This window comes from Kinneretia sp. DJ1R-11 (assembly GCF_025717595.1).
GTDB lineage: Bacteria > Pseudomonadota > Gammaproteobacteria > Burkholderiales > Burkholderiaceae_C > Paucibacter_A.
Genome location: NZ_JAJIRR010000002.1, coordinates 338,324 through 354,829, shown reverse-complemented (window position 1 = coordinate 354,829; position 16,506 = coordinate 338,324). Strand labels below are relative to the sequence as shown.

Annotated in this window: 16 protein-coding genes; 7 read left to right on the top strand and 9 right to left on the bottom strand. The window is 67.2% G+C overall.

Annotation, left to right across the window (positions count from 1 at the left end):
- Positions 1-10: 10 nt before the first annotated feature.
- Positions 11-1,597 carry an ABC transporter substrate-binding protein gene (locus LNV23_RS05610; RefSeq protein ID WP_263562075.1) on the bottom strand — a complete coding sequence of 529 codons (1,587 nt, stop codon included), beginning with the start codon at positions 1,595-1,597 and terminating at the stop codon, positions 11-13.
- Positions 1,598-1,762: 165 nt separating this feature from the next.
- Positions 1,763-2,227, bottom strand: coding sequence for a MerR family transcriptional regulator (locus LNV23_RS05605; protein WP_263562074.1), 465 nt, complete (start codon positions 2,225-2,227; stop codon positions 1,763-1,765).
- A gap of 95 nt (positions 2,228-2,322) precedes the next feature.
- On the opposite strand from LNV23_RS05605, the gene LNV23_RS05600 reads away from it, so the two are divergent.
- From LNV23_RS05600 to LNV23_RS05585, 4 genes are all read left to right on the top strand, one after another.
- Entirely contained in the window at positions 2,323-2,865 is a 543-nt protein-coding gene (locus LNV23_RS05600) for a DUF2938 family protein (protein WP_263562073.1), read from the top strand.
- A 123-nt stretch (positions 2,866-2,988) separates the two neighbouring features.
- Complete coding sequence (locus LNV23_RS05595) at positions 2,989-3,609, top strand: flavodoxin family protein (RefSeq protein ID WP_263562072.1); 621 nt, start codon at positions 2,989-2,991, stop codon at positions 3,607-3,609.
- Entirely contained in the window at positions 3,606-3,854 is a 249-nt protein-coding gene (locus tag LNV23_RS05590) for a DUF2798 domain-containing protein (protein WP_263562071.1), read from the top strand. The genes LNV23_RS05595 and LNV23_RS05590 overlap by 4 nt, the downstream gene beginning before the upstream one ends.
- A gap of 193 nt (positions 3,855-4,047) precedes the next feature.
- Complete coding sequence (locus LNV23_RS05585) at positions 4,048-4,737, top strand: PEP-CTERM sorting domain-containing protein (protein WP_263562070.1); 690 nt, start codon at positions 4,048-4,050, stop codon at positions 4,735-4,737.
- A 120-nt stretch (positions 4,738-4,857) separates the two neighbouring features.
- Here the strand turns inward: LNV23_RS05585 and LNV23_RS05580 are convergent, their stop codons facing one another.
- Positions 4,858-6,315 carry a cytochrome P450 gene (locus LNV23_RS05580; protein ID WP_263562069.1) on the bottom strand — a complete coding sequence of 486 codons (1,458 nt, stop codon included), beginning with the start codon at positions 6,313-6,315 and terminating at the stop codon, positions 4,858-4,860.
- A 61-nt stretch (positions 6,316-6,376) separates the two neighbouring features.
- Between LNV23_RS05580 and LNV23_RS05575 the strand changes: the two genes are divergently transcribed.
- Positions 6,377-7,252: a helix-turn-helix domain-containing protein gene (locus tag LNV23_RS05575; protein ID WP_263562068.1), complete on the top strand. Its 876-nt coding sequence runs from the start codon at positions 6,377-6,379 to the stop codon at positions 7,250-7,252.
- On the opposite strand, the gene LNV23_RS05570 is transcribed toward LNV23_RS05575, so the two are convergent.
- Entirely contained in the window at positions 7,234-8,127 is an 894-nt protein-coding gene (locus tag LNV23_RS05570; protein ID WP_263562067.1) for a hypothetical protein, read from the bottom strand. The two genes, LNV23_RS05575 and LNV23_RS05570, sit on opposite strands and share 19 nt — an antisense overlap.
- A gap of 663 nt (positions 8,128-8,790) precedes the next feature.
- Complete coding sequence (locus tag LNV23_RS05565; protein ID WP_263562066.1) at positions 8,791-9,732, bottom strand: helix-turn-helix domain-containing protein; 942 nt, start codon at positions 9,730-9,732, stop codon at positions 8,791-8,793.
- A gap of 132 nt (positions 9,733-9,864) precedes the next feature.
- Between LNV23_RS05565 and LNV23_RS05560 the strand changes: the two genes are divergently transcribed.
- Entirely contained in the window at positions 9,865-10,767 is a 903-nt protein-coding gene (locus LNV23_RS05560) for a DMT family transporter (RefSeq protein ID WP_411910546.1), read from the top strand.
- Positions 10,768-10,842: 75 nt separating this feature from the next.
- Positions 10,843-11,970, top strand: a complete 1,128-nt coding sequence (locus LNV23_RS05555; RefSeq protein WP_263562064.1) for an HD-GYP domain-containing protein — start codon at positions 10,843-10,845, stop codon at positions 11,968-11,970.
- A gap of 7 nt (positions 11,971-11,977) precedes the next feature.
- Here LNV23_RS05555 and LNV23_RS05550 read toward each other — a convergent pair whose 3' ends face one another.
- The 4 genes from LNV23_RS05550 to LNV23_RS05535 all read right to left on the bottom strand — a co-directional run bounded on the left by LNV23_RS05550 (position 11,978) and on the right by LNV23_RS05535 (position 16,473).
- A complete protein-coding gene (locus LNV23_RS05550) occupies positions 11,978-12,682 on the bottom strand; it encodes a phosphatase PAP2 family protein (RefSeq protein ID WP_263562063.1) in 705 nt (234 codons plus the stop codon).
- On the bottom strand, positions 12,679-14,385 hold the full coding sequence (locus LNV23_RS05545; protein ID WP_263562062.1) for a phosphoethanolamine transferase: 1,707 nt from the start codon (positions 14,383-14,385) through the stop codon (positions 12,679-12,681). The genes LNV23_RS05550 and LNV23_RS05545 overlap by 4 nt, the downstream gene beginning before the upstream one ends.
- 129 nt (positions 14,386-14,514) lie before the next feature.
- Positions 14,515-15,921 (bottom strand): N-acetylglucosamine-binding protein GbpA, encoded by a 1,407-nt coding sequence (gbpA, locus tag LNV23_RS05540; protein ID WP_263562061.1) that lies wholly within the window; start codon positions 15,919-15,921, stop codon positions 14,515-14,517.
- A 171-nt stretch (positions 15,922-16,092) separates the two neighbouring features.
- Positions 16,093-16,473: a SirB2 family protein gene (locus tag LNV23_RS05535; protein WP_263562060.1), complete on the bottom strand. Its 381-nt coding sequence runs from the start codon at positions 16,471-16,473 to the stop codon at positions 16,093-16,095.
- Positions 16,474-16,506 lie beyond the last annotated feature (33 nt).

Genomic DNA, 16,506 nt, shown 5'->3' with positions numbered 1-16,506 from the left:
TCTGCTCGCCCTATTTGATGGACGTGAAGCGCCCCTCAAACTGGTCATTTGAGCGGTGCAAGGTCTCGACACCCGGCTTCATGGCCCAGGGGCGCACCTGGTGGTGCAGAGGAATGAACAGGTGCTCGTCGCGCAGGCGCAGCAAGGCCGCGCGGATCTGGGCATTGCGCTTGGCCACTTCGGGCTCGAACTTGATCTGCTGGATCAGGGCATCGAGCTTGGCGTCGCTGACCTTGCCGAAATTGAAGTTGCCGTCGGCGCCGCTGGTGCGCGTGTGGCCCCAGGCCTGCATGCCGTAGAGCGCGTCGTAGGTGGAGATGCCCCAGCCCAGCATGTAGAAGGGCGACTCGAAGCGCTGGAAGGTCTGGCTGTGGGTGACAAAGGGCAGGGTGATCAGGCGCACCTTGACGCCGATCTTGGCCCACATGGCCACCGCCGCCTGGCAGATCTGTTCGTCGTTGACATAGCGGTTGTTCGGGCAGTTCAGCGGCACTTCGAAGCCCTGCGGATAGCCGGCCTCGGCCAGCAGCTTGCGGGCGCGCTCGACATCGGGCTTGAGGGGCGCATCGAGCGCGGCGTCGTAGCCGTTCACGCCCGGCGGGATCATCAGGGCTGCCGGTACCGACAGGCCGCGCATGATGCTGCGCTTGATGGCCTCGCGGTCCAGGGCCAGATTGAGCGCCTCGCGCACACGGTGGTCCTTGAAGGGGTTCTTGCCCTTGACCGAGGAGTCCCGCAGCTCGTCGCTGCCCTGGTCCATGACGAAGAAGATGGTCCGCACCTCGGGGCCTTCGATCAGTTTGACCTTGCCTTCCTCCTTGAGCTTGAGAAAGTCGGCCGGCGGCAGGTCGGTGACGATGTCCACATCGCCGGAGAGCAGGGCCGCCACGCGGGTGGGCGCCGATTTGATGGGCAGGTAGCTCAGCTCGGTCACATTGCCCTTGTTGCTGTCCCACCAGTCCTTGTTGGCCACCATGCTGACCTTCTGGTCGGGCTGCCAGCCCACCAGCTTGTAGGGCCCGGTGCCCATGGCATTGCGCGAGGCGAAGTTCTCGTCCTTGGATTTGTAGTCGGAGATGTTCTCGGCCTTGTTCTTGCTCGCCCAGGCCTTGCTCATGATGGAGAAGTTGCTGAGGTTGGTCAGCAGCATGGGCGTGGGCGCTTCGAGGATCAGGTCCACGCTGTGGCTGTTGATCTTCTTGATCTCCTTGATGCCCGAGACGTAGGTCTGCTTGGTGCCCAAGGGCTGGCGGATGCGCTCGAAGCTGAACAGCAGGTCGTCGGCCGTGAAGGCGCTGCCGTCATGGAACTTGACGCCCTGGCGCAGCTCGAAGCGCACCTGGGTGGGCGTGAGGTAGGTCCATTTGGTGGCCAGAGACGGTTCGACCTGGTACTTGGCGTCCAGGCGGGTCAGACCCTCGTAGATGTGGGCGCCAATGGTGTTGGAGGTGTTGTGGTCCTGTGAGTGGGGATCCAGCGTCAGGATGTCGTTCTGGGCCGCCCAGCGCAGGGCGGCGGCTTGTGCAGGCAGGTTGGTGGCGGCCGAGAGGCCCAGCGCCACGGCGAGCAAGGTGGCCTTGAGAATTTGGCGGTTCATCGTCTGTCGCTCCGGAGTCCCTGGAAAGGAATCGATGCTAACGAGGGCCGAGCGCTGCGGGCTAGTGGCTTGCCCGCATGCCGCGCTGCAGGGCTGCTGCATCAGATCGACACGTCATCGTTCGGTCACTGAAATGACCACGGTGCCAATCCTTGAATCCAGACGCTAAACCCCGGGCCCACGTGGCCGTGGCGCTCGCTGTTTCGCCTGCATTTGCTTCTTCTCCAAGGCCTTGCCCGCCGCTGCCTTCAAGAGCCTCTGAAACGAGGGGCAGTCGGCATGGCTGGCGGCCGGGCAGGCGGCGGCGTGGCGCAGGCCCGCGCTCATGGCCTGCAACTGCTTGATGCTGCGGTCCAGCTCGTCGGCCTTGGCCGTGAGCCGGCTGCGGTCGATCTGGGCGCCCTTGGGCGAGGCGCTGGTCAGCATGTCGCGGATCTCGTCGAGCGAAAAGCCCGCGGATTGGCCCAGGGCGACCAGGGCCAGTTGGTCCAGCACATGGGGTGCGAATTTGCGCCGGGCACTCTCGCCCTCCTCCTGGCTGTCCAGCGAGCGGATCAAGCCCCGGCGCTCGTAGTAGCGCAGGGCCGAGGCGGCCACGCCGCTGCGTTTGGCGACTTCGGCGATGTCCATGACCATCTGCAATCTCCTGCTTGACTTGAAGTTGACTTCAACTTCTATAGTGAACGCAACAGCCTCAGAACGTCAAGCCACAGCAGGAGCCCACCATGCCATTCACAGCCCATGCGGCCGCCACAAGCGACCCGCTCTCAACCGCACTGAGCACGCTCTTTGCCATCGCCTGGATCGGCCTGGGCGCGACGGCCTTGTTCGATGTCTGGCTGCTGCTGGTGCTCAAGCGCATGCTGGGCGCGCCGAGCGCCAGCTTCGGGCTGATCGGCCGCTGGGTCGGCCACATGCCACGCGGTCGCATCGTGCATGCGGCCATCGCCCGCGCCGAGCCCGTGCGCCATGAGCTGGCCTTGGGCTGGCTGCTGCATTACGCCGTCGGCCTGGGCTTCGCCGCCGGTCTGCTGGCTTGGCAGGGCCTGGCCTGGGTCCAGCAGCCCAGCCTGTGGCCGGCCCTGGCTTTCGGCATGGCCACGGTGCTGATGCCGCTGTGCCTGATGCAGCCGGCCCTGGGCGCCGGATTCTTTGCCCGCAAAACCGCCACGCCGCTGAAGAACTGCCTGCGCAGCCTGGCCAACCATCTGGTCTTCGGCCTCGGGCTCTACCTCGCGGCCCTGGCTCTGGCGCCTCTGATGCGCTGAGCCCGCGCGGCCGCCAGGCATCTCCCTTTTGCTTCCTTTCGTTGGCGCCCGGACTTCGCGCCGGCGGAGCCTTGCCTGCCTGTTCGCCTGAAGTCCTTGTTGTCTCAACTGGAGCACCCCGCCATGAAACCCAGAACCCTCGCCATCGTCTATCACAGCGCCCACGGCCACACCGAGCTCATCGCGCGCCACATCCTGCTGGGCGCCGAGAGCGTGCCCGGGGTCCAGGCGCAGCTGCTGAAGGCCGAAGACCTGACCCTGCAGCCGGCCGAGCTGCTCGCCTTTGATGGCCTGATCTTCGGCTCGCCCACCTACCTCGGCGGCGTGTCCGGGGTCTTCAAGACCTTCATGGACGCCACCGGCCGCCTGTGGAGCCAGCAGGCGCTCAAGGGTCGCCTGGCCGCCGGCTTCACCGTGTCCTCCCTGCCGGCGGGAGACAAGCAATCGACCCTGCTCTCTCTGTTTGTGTTCAGCATGCAGCACGGCATGCTCTGGGTCGGCAACCCCATCTTGCCCGAGCAACATGCCGGCGTGCCCTATGAGCAAGCGGCCAACCGCCTCGGCTCCTGGTCCGGCTTGATGGCGCAAGCCGAGCACGGCGCGCCGGCCGAAGCGATGGCGCCCGGCGACATCAAGACCGCCCGCATGTTCGGCGCTCACTTCGCCCACAGCCTGCTGCGCGTCGGCAGCCCGCAAGCCGACACCGCCGCAGCGGCAGCAGCCCTGGCGGCCCAGGCCTCATGAGCAGCGCGCGCGGCGCAGCCCAGAAGCTCGCACCCCTGCTGTTCGGCCTCATCCTCTCGGGCCTGATGTCCTTGCTGGTCTCGGCCGTGGCGACCCTGCGCGCGCTCGGCCCCGGCCCAGGATTCTTTGCCCACTGGCTGGGCGCTTGGTGGCCGGCCTGGCTGATCGCCTTCCCGGCCGTGCTGCTGCTGGCGCCGCTGACGCGCCGCCTGGTGCAGCGTTTGCTGGCCACGCCTGGCGCTTGAAGGCGCTATGGCGGCGCTGGGCCGCGGCTGGGAAGCGCGACTTTCATCACGACTTGCCCCTGGCTCCCTTGTTTTCACCCGCAGGCGCGGGGGGCACAGGGGGCCAGGTCGCAGCCAACAATGAAGTCCAGCCCGAGTACAGGCAATCGCCTCACCCGGCCCCACCCAACGCAGCATCGCGGACCTCATCATCATGAACAGCAAGAACGCTCTCTCCGCCCTGGCCCTTGGCATCGCATCGCTGAGCGCGTTGCTGCCCATGAGCGCCTCGGCCGATGCCGTGATCGTCAATCCCCTGGCCGGCGGCATGCACTGGTCCTCCTTGGGCGAGCCTGACACCACCACCTATGGCCAGACCTTCAAGGTCGCTGATGCCACCAACACCCGTCTCGATTCCTTCAGCTTCTGGCTCAAGTCGAGCCATGGCACCTCGCGTCTGCGTGCCTATGTGGCCGAATGGAGCGGGAGCGGCATCGTCGGCTCGAATCTGTTTGCCGGCAGTGAGTTCTCGGGTGTCTACAACGACTTCACCGAAATCGCTATCAGCACCGGCGGCTTGAATCTCGACGCCAGCAAGCAATACGTCGCCTACTTCAGTGCCGCTGGTCTGTTTGATGGAGAGGCTGATGGTGTCTACATCGGAACCAACAACTTCCAGGACACTTACGCCAATGGCAGCTTCGTCTATGACAACAGCCGTGGCGTGTCGCCTGGCGTGAATTGGGCCGGCTGCCACAGCGATTGCTCCGATGTCGCCTTCCGCTTGGCCTTCAATCAGTCGAGCGGCTCCCAGGTGCCCGAGCCAGCCAGCTTCGCCCTGACTGGCATCGCTCTGCTTGGCATGCTGGCCGCACGCCGCCGCAAGGGTCACGCAGCTCGCTGAGCGTGCCAGCGGTTTCGGCCGCCGAACCCAGATCCCCGCGGGCCCGGCCCGCATTCGATCGCTGCCAGCCCTCGGGTGCTGAGCGGCGATTTTCATTTCCTTCTGCACCATGCCGCGCCGCTAGCGCCTCTGCAAGCGCAGCTTCAGGGCTTGGCTGGGCCGCAAGGTGATGTCCAAGCGCGGCGTGGGTGCTGGCAGCCCTGGCACCGGGCATAGGCGGTAGTGCTGCAGGATCAAGGCGCCGATCACCATCATCTCGGTGCTGGCGAAATGGCTGCCCAGGCAGACGCGCGGGCCGGCGCCGAAGGGCAGGTAGGCACCGCGCGGGATCTCGCCATGGCCGCTGTCCGGGTCAAAGCGCTCGGGGCGGAAGGCCTCGGGCTCCTGGAACCAGCGCGGGTCGCGCTGCGTCAGGGCCGGGGTCAAGCGGACCATGGCGCCGGGCGGGATCTCGCAGCCAGCCACGTGCAAGGGCGTGGCCGCGACGCGGGTGATCAGGGCAGCGCCGGGCGGGTAGAGCCGCAAGGTCTCCTTGATGCTGCGGTTCAGGCGTGGCAGCCGGGGCAGATCGGCCGCTGTCGGTGCGCGCCCAGCCAGCACCAGGTCCAGTTCCTCGGCAATCGCCTGCTGCTCCTGCGGATGGCTGGCCATGCACCAGCCCCACCAGGTGAGTGCGGCTGCCGTGGTCTCGTGGCCGGCCAGAAAGGTGGTCATGCACTCGTCGCGCAGGCCGTGTTCGTCAAAGCCGCGGCCCTTGGCATCGCGCGCCTCCATCATCATGGCGAGCAGGTCGTCGTGCGGGGCGTCGTCCTCGCGCCGGCGCGCCAGCTCGCGGCGGATGAAGCCATCCAGCGTCGCCAGGGCGCGTCGCTTGGGCGCTTTCCAGGGCGCCCACAGCGGGCTGCTGACCGGCCAGTAAAACTCGCCCATGGCCACCACGCTGAGCACATGCACAGCCTCCGCCGCGGCGCGACCCTGGGCCTCGTCGCTGCGCGAGAACAGGCTGCGCAGAATGAGCTCCATGGTCAGCTGGGTCATGGCGGCCTCGAAGCCGAAGGCCTCGCGGCCGGAGCCATCCCAGCGCTGTAGCGCTTGCTGTCCGGCGCTCACCATCAGCGGCAGCAGCGCGTCGACCCGCTTGGGCGCAAATCCGGGCTGCAGCATCTGGCGCTGGCGCTTCCAGGCGGAGCCTTCAGCCACCAGCACGCTCTGGCCGTGGGCCGAGGCAAAGATCTCGGTCGCACGCGGCCAGCGCAGCAGGCCCTCGTGCGATTGCACCAGCAACTCGCGCACATGCTCGGGGTGCAAGAAGCTGAAGTCCCGGTAGAGCAACAAGCGCTGCTGCACCACATCGCCCCACCGCCGGTGCCAGCCTTGCACCGTGCCGAGGTAATCCTGGCGCAGGGCGCGCAGCTGCTGAAACCCGATGCCGCGCGGGCCGGAAGGGCCGGGCTTGCTTGAGGCGGCCTGAGGGCGCTTTGCCTTGCCGGCGTCGGCAGGAAGTTGGGTGGGGCTGTGCTCGTCCATGCGGCGCATCATGGCCAGGTCCAGTGAGCGCGTCTTGAACGAAATCGACATGAGGCGGGTCTTGTGCGGAGGGCGTGCAGGCATGGGCCCGCGCGCTGCCTACACTTCCGCCATGCCCACCACCAACCGCCACCCCGACGCCGTTGCCTGCTTGCTGGTGCCCAGCCTTGCCCTGGCCGGCTGCGTGCGGGCCTGCCTGTGGCGAGACACCGCCAGTGTGGCGGCCCCGCTCAGCGAGGCCCAACGCGACAGCCATTTCGCCGCCAGCCCCTTGTGCGGCCTGACCTGGACGCTGCAGGGCGGCGGCTGGGAGGTCGAGGCACAAGGCCAGTTGCGGCCCATCGAACACCGCGCCTTGCTCGGCGGTCCGCGCAGCCGGCCGGCGCATTTCCGCTCCGAGGCTGGCATCCGCAGCTTTATGGTGGCCCTGCAGCCTGAGGCCTTGCATGCCTTGACCGGTCTGGACCTGGCCGCCCTGCTGGACCGTTATGTGCCCATCGAAAGCGTTCTGCCTGGCGATGACTGGCGCCAACTCAATACCCAGATGCTGGCCGCGCAGGACGAGCAACAGTGCATGGCGCTGCTGGAGGCCTTTTTCCTGCCACGCTGGCTGGCCCTGCAGCAGGAGCGTGCCACCGCGCCCGAGCGCGGCCGCTACCGTGACTGGATGCAACACCTGGCCCTGCGCGCGATTGCCGGTGGCCATGGCGCCAGCCTGCGCCAAATCGAGCGGCGCATCAAGCAATGGAGTGGTCAGAGCCTGCGCGCCTTGCGCGGCATCAGCCGGGCCGAGGCCACCTTCTTCCAGGTGCGCCGCGAGATGGAGGCCGGTGAGGTGGTCTGGAGCGCCCTGGCCCAGGACGCGGGCTACACCGACCAGGCCCATCTCTGCCGCGAGACCCGCCGCGTTACCGGCTTCAGCCCCGAAGAGCTGCGCCGCCGCATTGAGGAGGACGAGGCTTTCTGGCCTTACCGCATCTGGGCCTGAGCGGCGCCTGCCTGGCCCCCGGTTTCGGCCCGCCAACACGTGCCATCTTCCTCGCTGCAAAAAGAGGCCAACAGGGCCGTGTCCAGGGCCTGCCCCGGCAAGGGCAGCTCTTCGTTGGGCCAGCGTTTGACCAGATGGCCATTGGCCACGCCGCCGGCATGGAGCTCTTGGTAGGCGCGGCGGTGCTGCATGGTCGGGCCGCCGTTGGCATTGGCGATGATGCGGCTCTCGCCCAGCTGCCAAGGCTCGAAGTAAGCGTCGGCCAAGCGGTCCACTTCGCGGAAATAGGCGCGCGCGCCCTCGGCGTCGAGCTTGCGGCGCACGGTGCGCGTGATCTGGCCCTGCAGCTGGTCTAGCGTTTCATAACTCATGGACTGCACGGCGGCCGGCGAGAGATCGCGGCCCTGCATCAGCGCCTGCAGCGCTGGCGCCGCTTTCAACTCCTCGGACAGGGCTTGCACCATGGCCGCCACCACCGCATGGTGGGGCGCCACGGCGGTGGCGATGGAGCGGGTCTGCGGCTGATAGGGGCAGCGAATCTCGACAAAGCGTGGCTTGGTCGGACCCGAGCAGCCGTCGTGGTGGTAGTACTCGCCCTGGCTCAGCCGGCCCTTGCTGGAGCGGCCGCGCACATCGCGGTAGCTCGGGTGCCGGCTGTCCAGATTCAGGCAGACCACCAGACCCGTGGCATCGGCCAGCTGGAAGAACGGTTCACGCCATTCGGGCTGCAGCAGGATCTCGTGCAGATAGTCGCTGGGCGCGATCGCAGCGCCTGCTTCAGGCGGCTCCAGCCCCTCGATCACCAGCACAAAAGGCTTGGGCCGGCGCACGCGCCAGGCACGGCCGGCGAAATCGAGGGTGGAGGAGGCAGACATAGGAGGGCAAGAGTGGCGAAGCGCCACGAATTCTAGGCGCCCGGCCCACGCCAGCCGCCATGCAGCCCGCCGCGCAGTCCACATAGGTGTGCCGGTGCTCTCAGGCAGCCGCGCGCAAGCCGCTGAGCCAATTCACTAGGTACCAAGCAAGCCAGTCAGGTGACGATGGCCTTGAAATTCAAGGCTAGGCTCAAGCGCATGCGGCCGACGCGTCAGAGCTGTGGCCTCTGGCTGGTCAAGACTTATGAATTGCTTTGGTCTGACTGAACGATGCCTAGGTTCTGCATCGCCTCAGTCACCAGTGGCACCACAAAAAGTGCACCTGTACCGCCAGATACTTGCAACAAAACCTCTTCTGGGAGTTCTTCCAGAGGAAGGAAATTCAGTTCCTGTGTCGACATTGTGGCGCTCGTCGGGAGTGATGGTGGCGTTTATCCTAGGAGTTATGACGCAGCGGGTCAATCCACATGGATCCTGAGCGAGCGGGCTCCAAGGCAGTGCGCTGGCAGGGAGCGAGAAGAGAAGGGCAAAGGGTCAGGCCTTAAGTCTGAAGGCAAGACCTGACCCTCAGCTATGGTTATGACTCCGTCAACCAGCTGACCAGCACCAGCTAGGCCGAAGGCACCCTCAGCACCCTGAGCTAGCCCACGAGCGGCCCGGTCGTTACAGACCCGCCCGGCGCCACTGCCCCGCCGTCGCCCCCAAATCCGCTCTCAGGCTGCGGCTCAGATGGCTGGCACTGGCATAGCCGCACTGCGTAGCGATCTCGGCCAGGCTCAGCTCGGAGCGCTCACGAAGCAGGGCTTGCGCGCGGGCGCTGCGGCGTTGGCTGATCCAGCCGTGGACACTGCAGCCCAGGCTGTGGCGGAACATGCGGGCAAAGTGGAATTCGGACAGATTGGCCTCGGCCGCCAGCTCGGCCAGGCTCAGGCCCTCGGTCTGGCCTGCCGCCAGCTGAGCTTCGATTTGCTCCAGCACGCGCCGGCGCGCGGCCGGGGCCAGGCCGCCCTTGGCCAGTTGCAGGGCGCGTTCTCGGGCATGGGGTTGGGCGGCCATCAGCACCAGGCGGTCCAGTGCGGCTTCGCTGAGCTGGTGGGCCTGCAGGCGCTGCTGGGTGTCGCCCCAGTCGAGCCCGCTGACCAGGCGGGCCCAGTCGGCCAAGGCCGGGTCCTGGCCGAAGATGCGCGGCGCCAAGGTGTAGGCGCGCGGCTCGGCGTCGAGCAGGCGGACGATGCGCTGCGCCCAGGCGCTGTCGGACAGATACAGATGCACAAAGCGCAGTGGGCCGGCGATCTGCCACTGCGACTCATGGTCGGCCGGCAGGATGCAAAAGGTGCCCGGCTGGCCGTGCGCGGCATCAAGTGGGCTGCGTTCGCCAACCACGCGCACATCCTGGCCGCCGTGCAGGTAGACCGACAAGGTGTGGTGGCCGGGGCGGTTGTAGCCGGTGTGGTCCTCGCGGTTGCGCCACTGGGCCAGGCGCAGGGCGCCGCCCAGGTCCGCCTGACGCTCCAGCTGCGCGCGCGACTGGCTCAGCACCGCGAACACCTGGGGCGGTGGGGCGGCGCCGGCGGCTGGGCTGGGCGAGGCGGGGTCAGTGGACATGGCGTGATTTTCGACGGCACAGGCTTGCAGTGCCCGCCGCCGCGCGCAAAAAGCGCAGGAATGTGCAATCCACTGCAGGGCACGGCCGGCATGCTCTGGCCCTGATTCCGAGGAGCCGATTTCGTGAATGCAATGCTGTACGCCCTGGTGGTGTTGATCTGGGGCACGACCTGGATAGCCCTGAAGTGGCAGCTGGGCGTGGTGCCCATCCCCCTGTCGATTGCCTACCGCTTCGGCCTGGCCGCTTTGATCTTGTTCGCCTGGCTGGCCTGGCGCGGCCAGCTGCAGCGGCCACGCGGTCGTGCGGGCCTGTGGGTGCTGGGTCAGGGCCTGTGCCTGTTCTGCTTCAACTTCGTCTGTTTCCTGAACGCCAGCGCCCTGATCCACAGCGGCCTGGTGGCGGTGGTGTTCTCCAGCTCCACGCTCTGGAACGCGCTGCTGGGCCGCCTGGTCCATGGCCGGCGCCTGGCGCCCCAGGTGCTGGCCGGCGGTGCGCTGGGCTTGGGGGGCTTGCTGCTGCTGTTCTGGCCCGAGATCAGCGCCCACGGCGCCAGTGCCAGCACCTTGCAAGGCCTGGCCTGGGCGCTGGGTGGCACGCTGTGCTTCTCAACCGGCAATCTGCTTTCGGCCGCCCTGCAGGGCCAGGGCCTGAAGCCGGCGCAGACCAACGCCTGGGGCATGCTGGTCGGTACCCTGCTGCTGCTCAGCTACTGCCTGCTGCAGGGCGTGCCTTTTGCCTACGAGCCGGGTTGGCGCTATAGCAGTGCCTTGCTGTATCTGGCGATTCCGGGCTCGGTGATCGGTTTCACCGCCTACCTGACCCTGGTCGGCCGCCTCGGCCCTGAGCGGGCGGCCTACAGCACGGTGCTGTTCCCGGTGGTGGCGCTCAATGTCTCGGCCCTGTTCGAGGGCTACCGCTGGACGTTGCCGGCGCTGCTGGGCCTGGCCTGCGTGATGGCGGGCAATGTGCTGGTGTTTCGCAAGAAGCCTGTCTTGCCCAATATGCCCGCGAAAGCCGGCCCATCTCCCGCTTGAATCAAGGGCAAGCAGGGCTAGGATGAGCCAAGGTGGCCGCTGACCTGGGAGGCAGACGGCCCAGGAGCGCCCTTCATGAGTCAAGCACTGTCCACCTGGGCCCTGCACCAGCTGGAAATCGAGAAGTCCGGCCTGGCCGGGCGCTTGCGCAGCCTGCACGGCATCATCCAGACGCGTTTTCCATTGATCAGCCGTATGGCGCTGGCGCTGTACGACCCGGTCAGCGATGCGCTCAAGACCTTCGCCAGCAGCAACGAGGACGGCGAAGCTTTGCAGCGCTACGAGGCGGTGCTGGCGGATGTGCCCTCGCTGCTGCAGCTCAAGACCGAGCGCCGAGCCCGTGTCGTGCACGACATTGAGGTCAGCTTTGCCCACCCCACCGCGCACACAGCCTGGCTGCGCGGCCAGCTGTACCGCAGCAGCTACACCTTGCCGATTTTCAGCGGCCACGAGCTGGCGGCCTTCCTGTTTTTCGATGCCAAGGAGCCGGAGGTCTTCAGCACCGAGGTCACGGCCTTTCTGGACATCCTGGCCGACATCGTCAGCCAGCTTTACCTGTTGCGCTTGGCAGCGGTCAACACCTTGGTGGGCGCGGTGGACATCGCCACTGGCCTGGCCCGCATCCGAGATGTCGAGACCGGCCGCCACCTGGAGCGTATGGCCGCTTACGCGCGCCTGATCGCCAAAGCCCTGGCACCCAGCCATGGCCTCAGTGACGAACAGGTCGAGTATGTGCACCTGTTCGCGCCCCTGCATGACATTGGCAAGGTGGGCATCCCCGATCGCATCCTGCTCAAACCCGGCCGACTGGACGCCGAAGAGTTCGCGCACATGAAGCGCCATGTGCAGATCGGGCTTGAGCTGGTCGAGCACATCTTGGCTGACCTGAGCCTGCAGGACGACCCGATGGCGCGAATCATGCGCGAGGTGGTGGGCGGCCACCATGAGCGTGGCGACGGCTCGGGCTATCCCCTGGGCCTGCGCCTGGCCGAGATCCCGCTGGTGGCGCGCATCGTGGCCGTGGCCGATGTCTACGACGCTCTGTCCACCGAACGGCCCTACAAGCCGCGCTGGAGCGAGGCCGACTGCTTGGCCGAGCTGCGGCGTGAAGTGGCGGCGGGCCGGCTGGATGGCGACTGCGTCGAGGCCCTGGTCGCCGCCGAGGCCGCGCGCGCCGACATCCGCCGCCGCCTGGCGGACTGAACGCCGCTCAGGCCGGCGCGCGGCGCGCCCGCCAGGCCGCAGCCGCCACGCAAATTGCCCAGCAGATCCAGGCCGACCACAGGGTGTGGCTCACATAGTGGGCGCCGCGCGCCAGCTGGGCCCAGCCGAACAGGGTGCCGAAGACCAGCACACCGGCCAGCCAGAGGCGGGCGATGGCCGGGCGATCCTGGCGCCAGAGGAAGAACTGGCTGAAAAAGGCAAAGGCCGCAATCGCGTGGCCCGAGGGGAAGCAATGGCCACCGCCGCCATCCTTGACGCCCAGCAGCCAGTGCGGCACATAGGGTGCGCTGCCGCCGAACTCTTGCAGATCCCAGGGGCAGCTGGTCTGGCTGATTTGCTTGAGCGCCGGGATGGCGACCAGGCAGGCCAGGGTCACCAGCAGCCAGAAACGCCGCTCGCTGCGCGCCGGGCTGGGCAAGGCCGATCGGCCCGGCCGGGCGATCCAGGGCCGGATGGCGTCCACGATCAAGGCGATGAAGATCAGCCAGGCCAGGTTGCGCCCGCCCTGGTGGCCCAGGCCCGCCGTCAGCCAGGCCTCGCGCCAGGCAAAGCCGCTGGCATCGCCGTAGAGGCGCGAGATGCTCAGGTCCAGGCCGCTCCATTCCCAGGCGGCCAGCAGGGCCAGGGCGATCAAGCTGAGCAGCAGATCACGGCGCCAGGCCGGCGCCGCGGCAGGCACGGGGGCGCTCATTTCGCCGCCCCGATCTTGCAGTTCTGAGCCAGGTTCCAGTCCGGGGCGAACACGCTGCTGTGCACGTCGAGCAGGCCCATCATGGTGTGGAAGAGATGGTCATGCCGGGTGGGCGGCTGCGGCTGGAGGGCGCGCTGGCGAACGCAGGCCATGTCCAGGCCGGCATTGGCGCCGAAGCCCGGGCTGGCCCACATCAGCATGGGCACTTGCGTCTGCTGGCTGGGGGCGATGGCGTAGGGGATGCCGTGCAGGAAGAGGCCGTTCTCGCCCAGCGATTCGCCGTGGTCGGAGACGTAGATCAGGGCCGTGTCCACTTCGTCCGAGCGGGCCTTGAGCTTCTTGATCAGCTCGGCCAGCACATGGTCGGTGTAGAGCAGGGCGTTGTCGTAGGCGTTGACAATTTCTTCCTTGCTGCACAGGCGCAGATCGTCCTTCTGGCAGGCTGGCTTGAAGCGCTCGAAGGCCTCGGGGTAGCGGCGGAAATAGGACGGGCCATGGTTGCCCAGCTGGTGCATGACCCAGAGGTGGGTGGAGGCGGATTGGCTTTTGGCGGCGCTCAGGCGGGCGTCGAGGTCGGCAATCAGGCCTTCGTCCAGGCAACGCTTGCCGTCGCACAGGCCGGGGGCATTCTGGTCATCGACATAGTCATTGGGCAGGCCGTCGCAGACGCCTTTGCAGCCGCTCTGGTTGTCGCGCCACTGCACTTGCACGCCGGCGCGGGCCAGCAGGTGCAGCAGGGATTCGCTGCCGCGGATGCGGGCTTCGTCGTAATCGCGCCGGCCGATGGGCGCGAACATGCAGGGCAGGGAGGTTTCGGTGTTGGTGCCGCAGGCTTCGACCGGCGGCAGGCTGATCAGCTCGGGCAGTTGGGCCAGCTGCGGCGTGGTCTGGCGGGCATAGCCGTTCAGGCCCCAGTTGGCAGCGCGCGCGGTCTCGCCCACCACCAGCACCAGCACCAGGGGCTTGGCGCGGGCGCTCATCTGCGCGCCCGGTTTCGCGTCCAGGCCCAGGGGCTGGCGCGGCTTGGCCGCACCTTTCAGGTCTTGCGCGATCACCGAGCCCAGAGACCAGATGTAGTTGGCCGGGGTGATCAGGTAGCGGATCTCCTTGTTGTTGCGCATCAGCGAGGAGAAAGGCTGGAACACCGCCATGATGGCCGCCACCGCCGTGGCCAGGGCCAGCAGCAGCACGCCCAGGCGCACCAGCAGCGCGCGCTGCCAGCTGCGCCGGCGCACCAGGTCCACCCGCCATAGCGCCAGCAGCGGCAGGCCGGCCCAGAGCAGCACATGGCCGGCCATGCGCAGGCTGAGCAGCTCCGAGGCCTCGGCCGGGTCGGTGCGCAAGGTGTTGCGCAGCATGGTCGGGTCGAGGTAAACGCCGTAGGTCTGCATGTAGAAGGTGGAGCAGGCGGTGCCGATCAGCAGCACGGCGAGCACCGGCTTGATGGTCCAGCGGTGGGCCACCAGGCCGACCAGCAAGACATGCAGGGCCAGCACCATCACGCCGATGGCCAGGCCGAAGCTCCAGCTGCTGGCATCGCCGGCGACGCGGTCTTTGAGCGCAGCGGCGAAGAACAATCGGTTGGCGCTGAACAGCCAGAACAGACTGGAGATCAGCAGCAGCTGCTCCACGCTGAGGGCCAGCGTGAAGCGGCGCCTGGGGGAGGGGGACCCAGAGGTCCGGGAGGAGGCAAAGGCGGTCATCCCCGCATTGGAACCGATGCCGATGAAGGCAGTCTTAAGGGCTTGCCCCCGGCCCAGCTTTTCGGCGGGACGGGGGCAGATTGCAGCACCGCCGGGTGGCAGCGTGAAGTTCAGCGCCTAAGGGCGTGATCAGCGCGCGATCCAGGCGTCGGTCCAGTGTGCGCCCACACCGGGCTCGTAGGCGGTGGCATTGCTGCTCCACTGCCGGCACCAGCCCTCGTAGGGGAAGGGCTTGCACTCGTAGACCTTGCCGTTCTTGGGCTGCAGCACCTTGGTGCCGCCCTTGTAGCTGGCCAGGCTGTTCGGGAACACAAAGTCGTAGGTGCTGCTGCCAGCCGGCTTGACGGTGATGGCATAGGTCTTCTGCAGCACATTGCCGCCAGCCTTGGGGCTGCCCTTGACCACCAGGTTGTAGGCGCCGGCGGTGGCGGGGTTGAGTGCCAGGTTCAGGGTCTGGCCGCTGTTGTTCAGCGAGACGCTGGTCTGGGCCTTGCTGTTGCCGGCGGCGTCGAACAAGGTGGCCGTCACATCCAACTCGCCCACGGCGGTGACGCTGAAGCTGAGGTTCAGCGGCCCGCTGGCCGGCGCGGTGTATTCGGCGGCCACGCCGTTGACCAGCAGGTCGACATTGGGCGGCGGCGTCTTGTCGATCTGGATCTCCACCCGCTCCAGGCTGCTGTCGCTGCGCACAAAGACCTCGTTCTGGCCATAGGCCGGGCTGATGCTGCCGTCGGCGGCCTTCTGGCCGGCCTTGAGCTGGCTTTGCTCGGCATTGATGCGGCCGGCCAGCAGGAAGGGCCAGTTGTTGCGCTGGCCGTCCGTGCTGTTGGCGATGGTGATGCGGGTCTGGAACTCGGGCCGCTCGCCCTGGGCGTCAAACACCCGGGTGGCGACCTTGTCACCGGCGGCCAGGTCGACCGAGGGGTAGATGGTGCCCTTGGGGTTCCAGGTGATCACGGGCGGCGTGCCGTCGAAGCTGACGTCCACCAGGTTGTAGAAGCTGTTGGTGGTGTCGGCGACCTCCCAGACACCCAGGATCACCTGATAGCCGCTGCGTGCCGGCACGGTGCAGCTGTGGTTGACGGTCTTGGGCGGCTGCTTGCCGCCGCCGTCTACCGTGCAGAAGGGCTGGGCTTCGAAAGAGGAGCGGCTCAGCTTGAGGTTGGGGTTCCAGTCGGCGCGGGTGATGTAGTAGCGCCAGTTGCGCGTGGCATGGTTGGCGGTGAAGGTCCAGGAGAAGGTCTGGGCGCCGGCCTTGATGGCGCGTTTGGTCCAGCGCGTGCTGGTTTGCTCGTCCAGGGCGCCGAACTGGGTCAGGCCGGCGCTGGCGATGCGGCCATCGGCCGGGCCGGTGGCGGGGTAGCCCGAGGGGCCTTCCAGGCTTTGCGGCTCGTACTGCACGGGGCCGCAATTGCTGTTGCCGCCTTTGCTGCAGAGCAGGCTGCGCGACTCGGGCGCGCTGATGTAACCATGGGCGGTGGCCAGGGCTGGCAGCGTGGCGGCCAGCAGGCCGAGTGCGAGGGTTCGAATGCGCATAACGTCCTCCTTGTTGGGATTCGACGATTCTGCGTAGTGCGCACAGCGCGCACAAGTGGTTTTGGATTGGGGTTTATCTGGTTTTATATTGGTCTTCTGTAACGTATGAAACCGGCGGTGTCCGCCGGCCACCGAATGTCAGCGCTGCGATCAAGGGGAGGGTGCCGGTGCTCACAGCCCCAGCCAGGGGCTGCGGGTGATCGAGCAAGCCAACATATAAGCCAGGGCCAGCAAGGCCAGCAGATAGCCCAGGCCGCGGAACTCGCCCTGACCCATGGCCCAGTGGGCGCAGCCGGTGTAGACCACCAGGGCGATCAGCTTGGCCAGCAACCAGCTGTCGCGCAGAAAGGGGTTCATGAAGAGCAAGGCCCAGAGGCTCAAGCCCGTGATGGTCATCAGCGCGTCGATGCCGAAGACCAGCACGCTGAGGCGGCTGTCCAGCGCCCATTGGCCGCCGAATTGGAAGGCCAGGCCGCGCACCAGGAACAGCGCCACACTGCTCCAGGCCAGCAGCACATGGATCTCGCTCATCTGCAGGTCGAAGGAATACATGGCTTTTAGCTTGGTGATGGGGNGGGGGGGGGG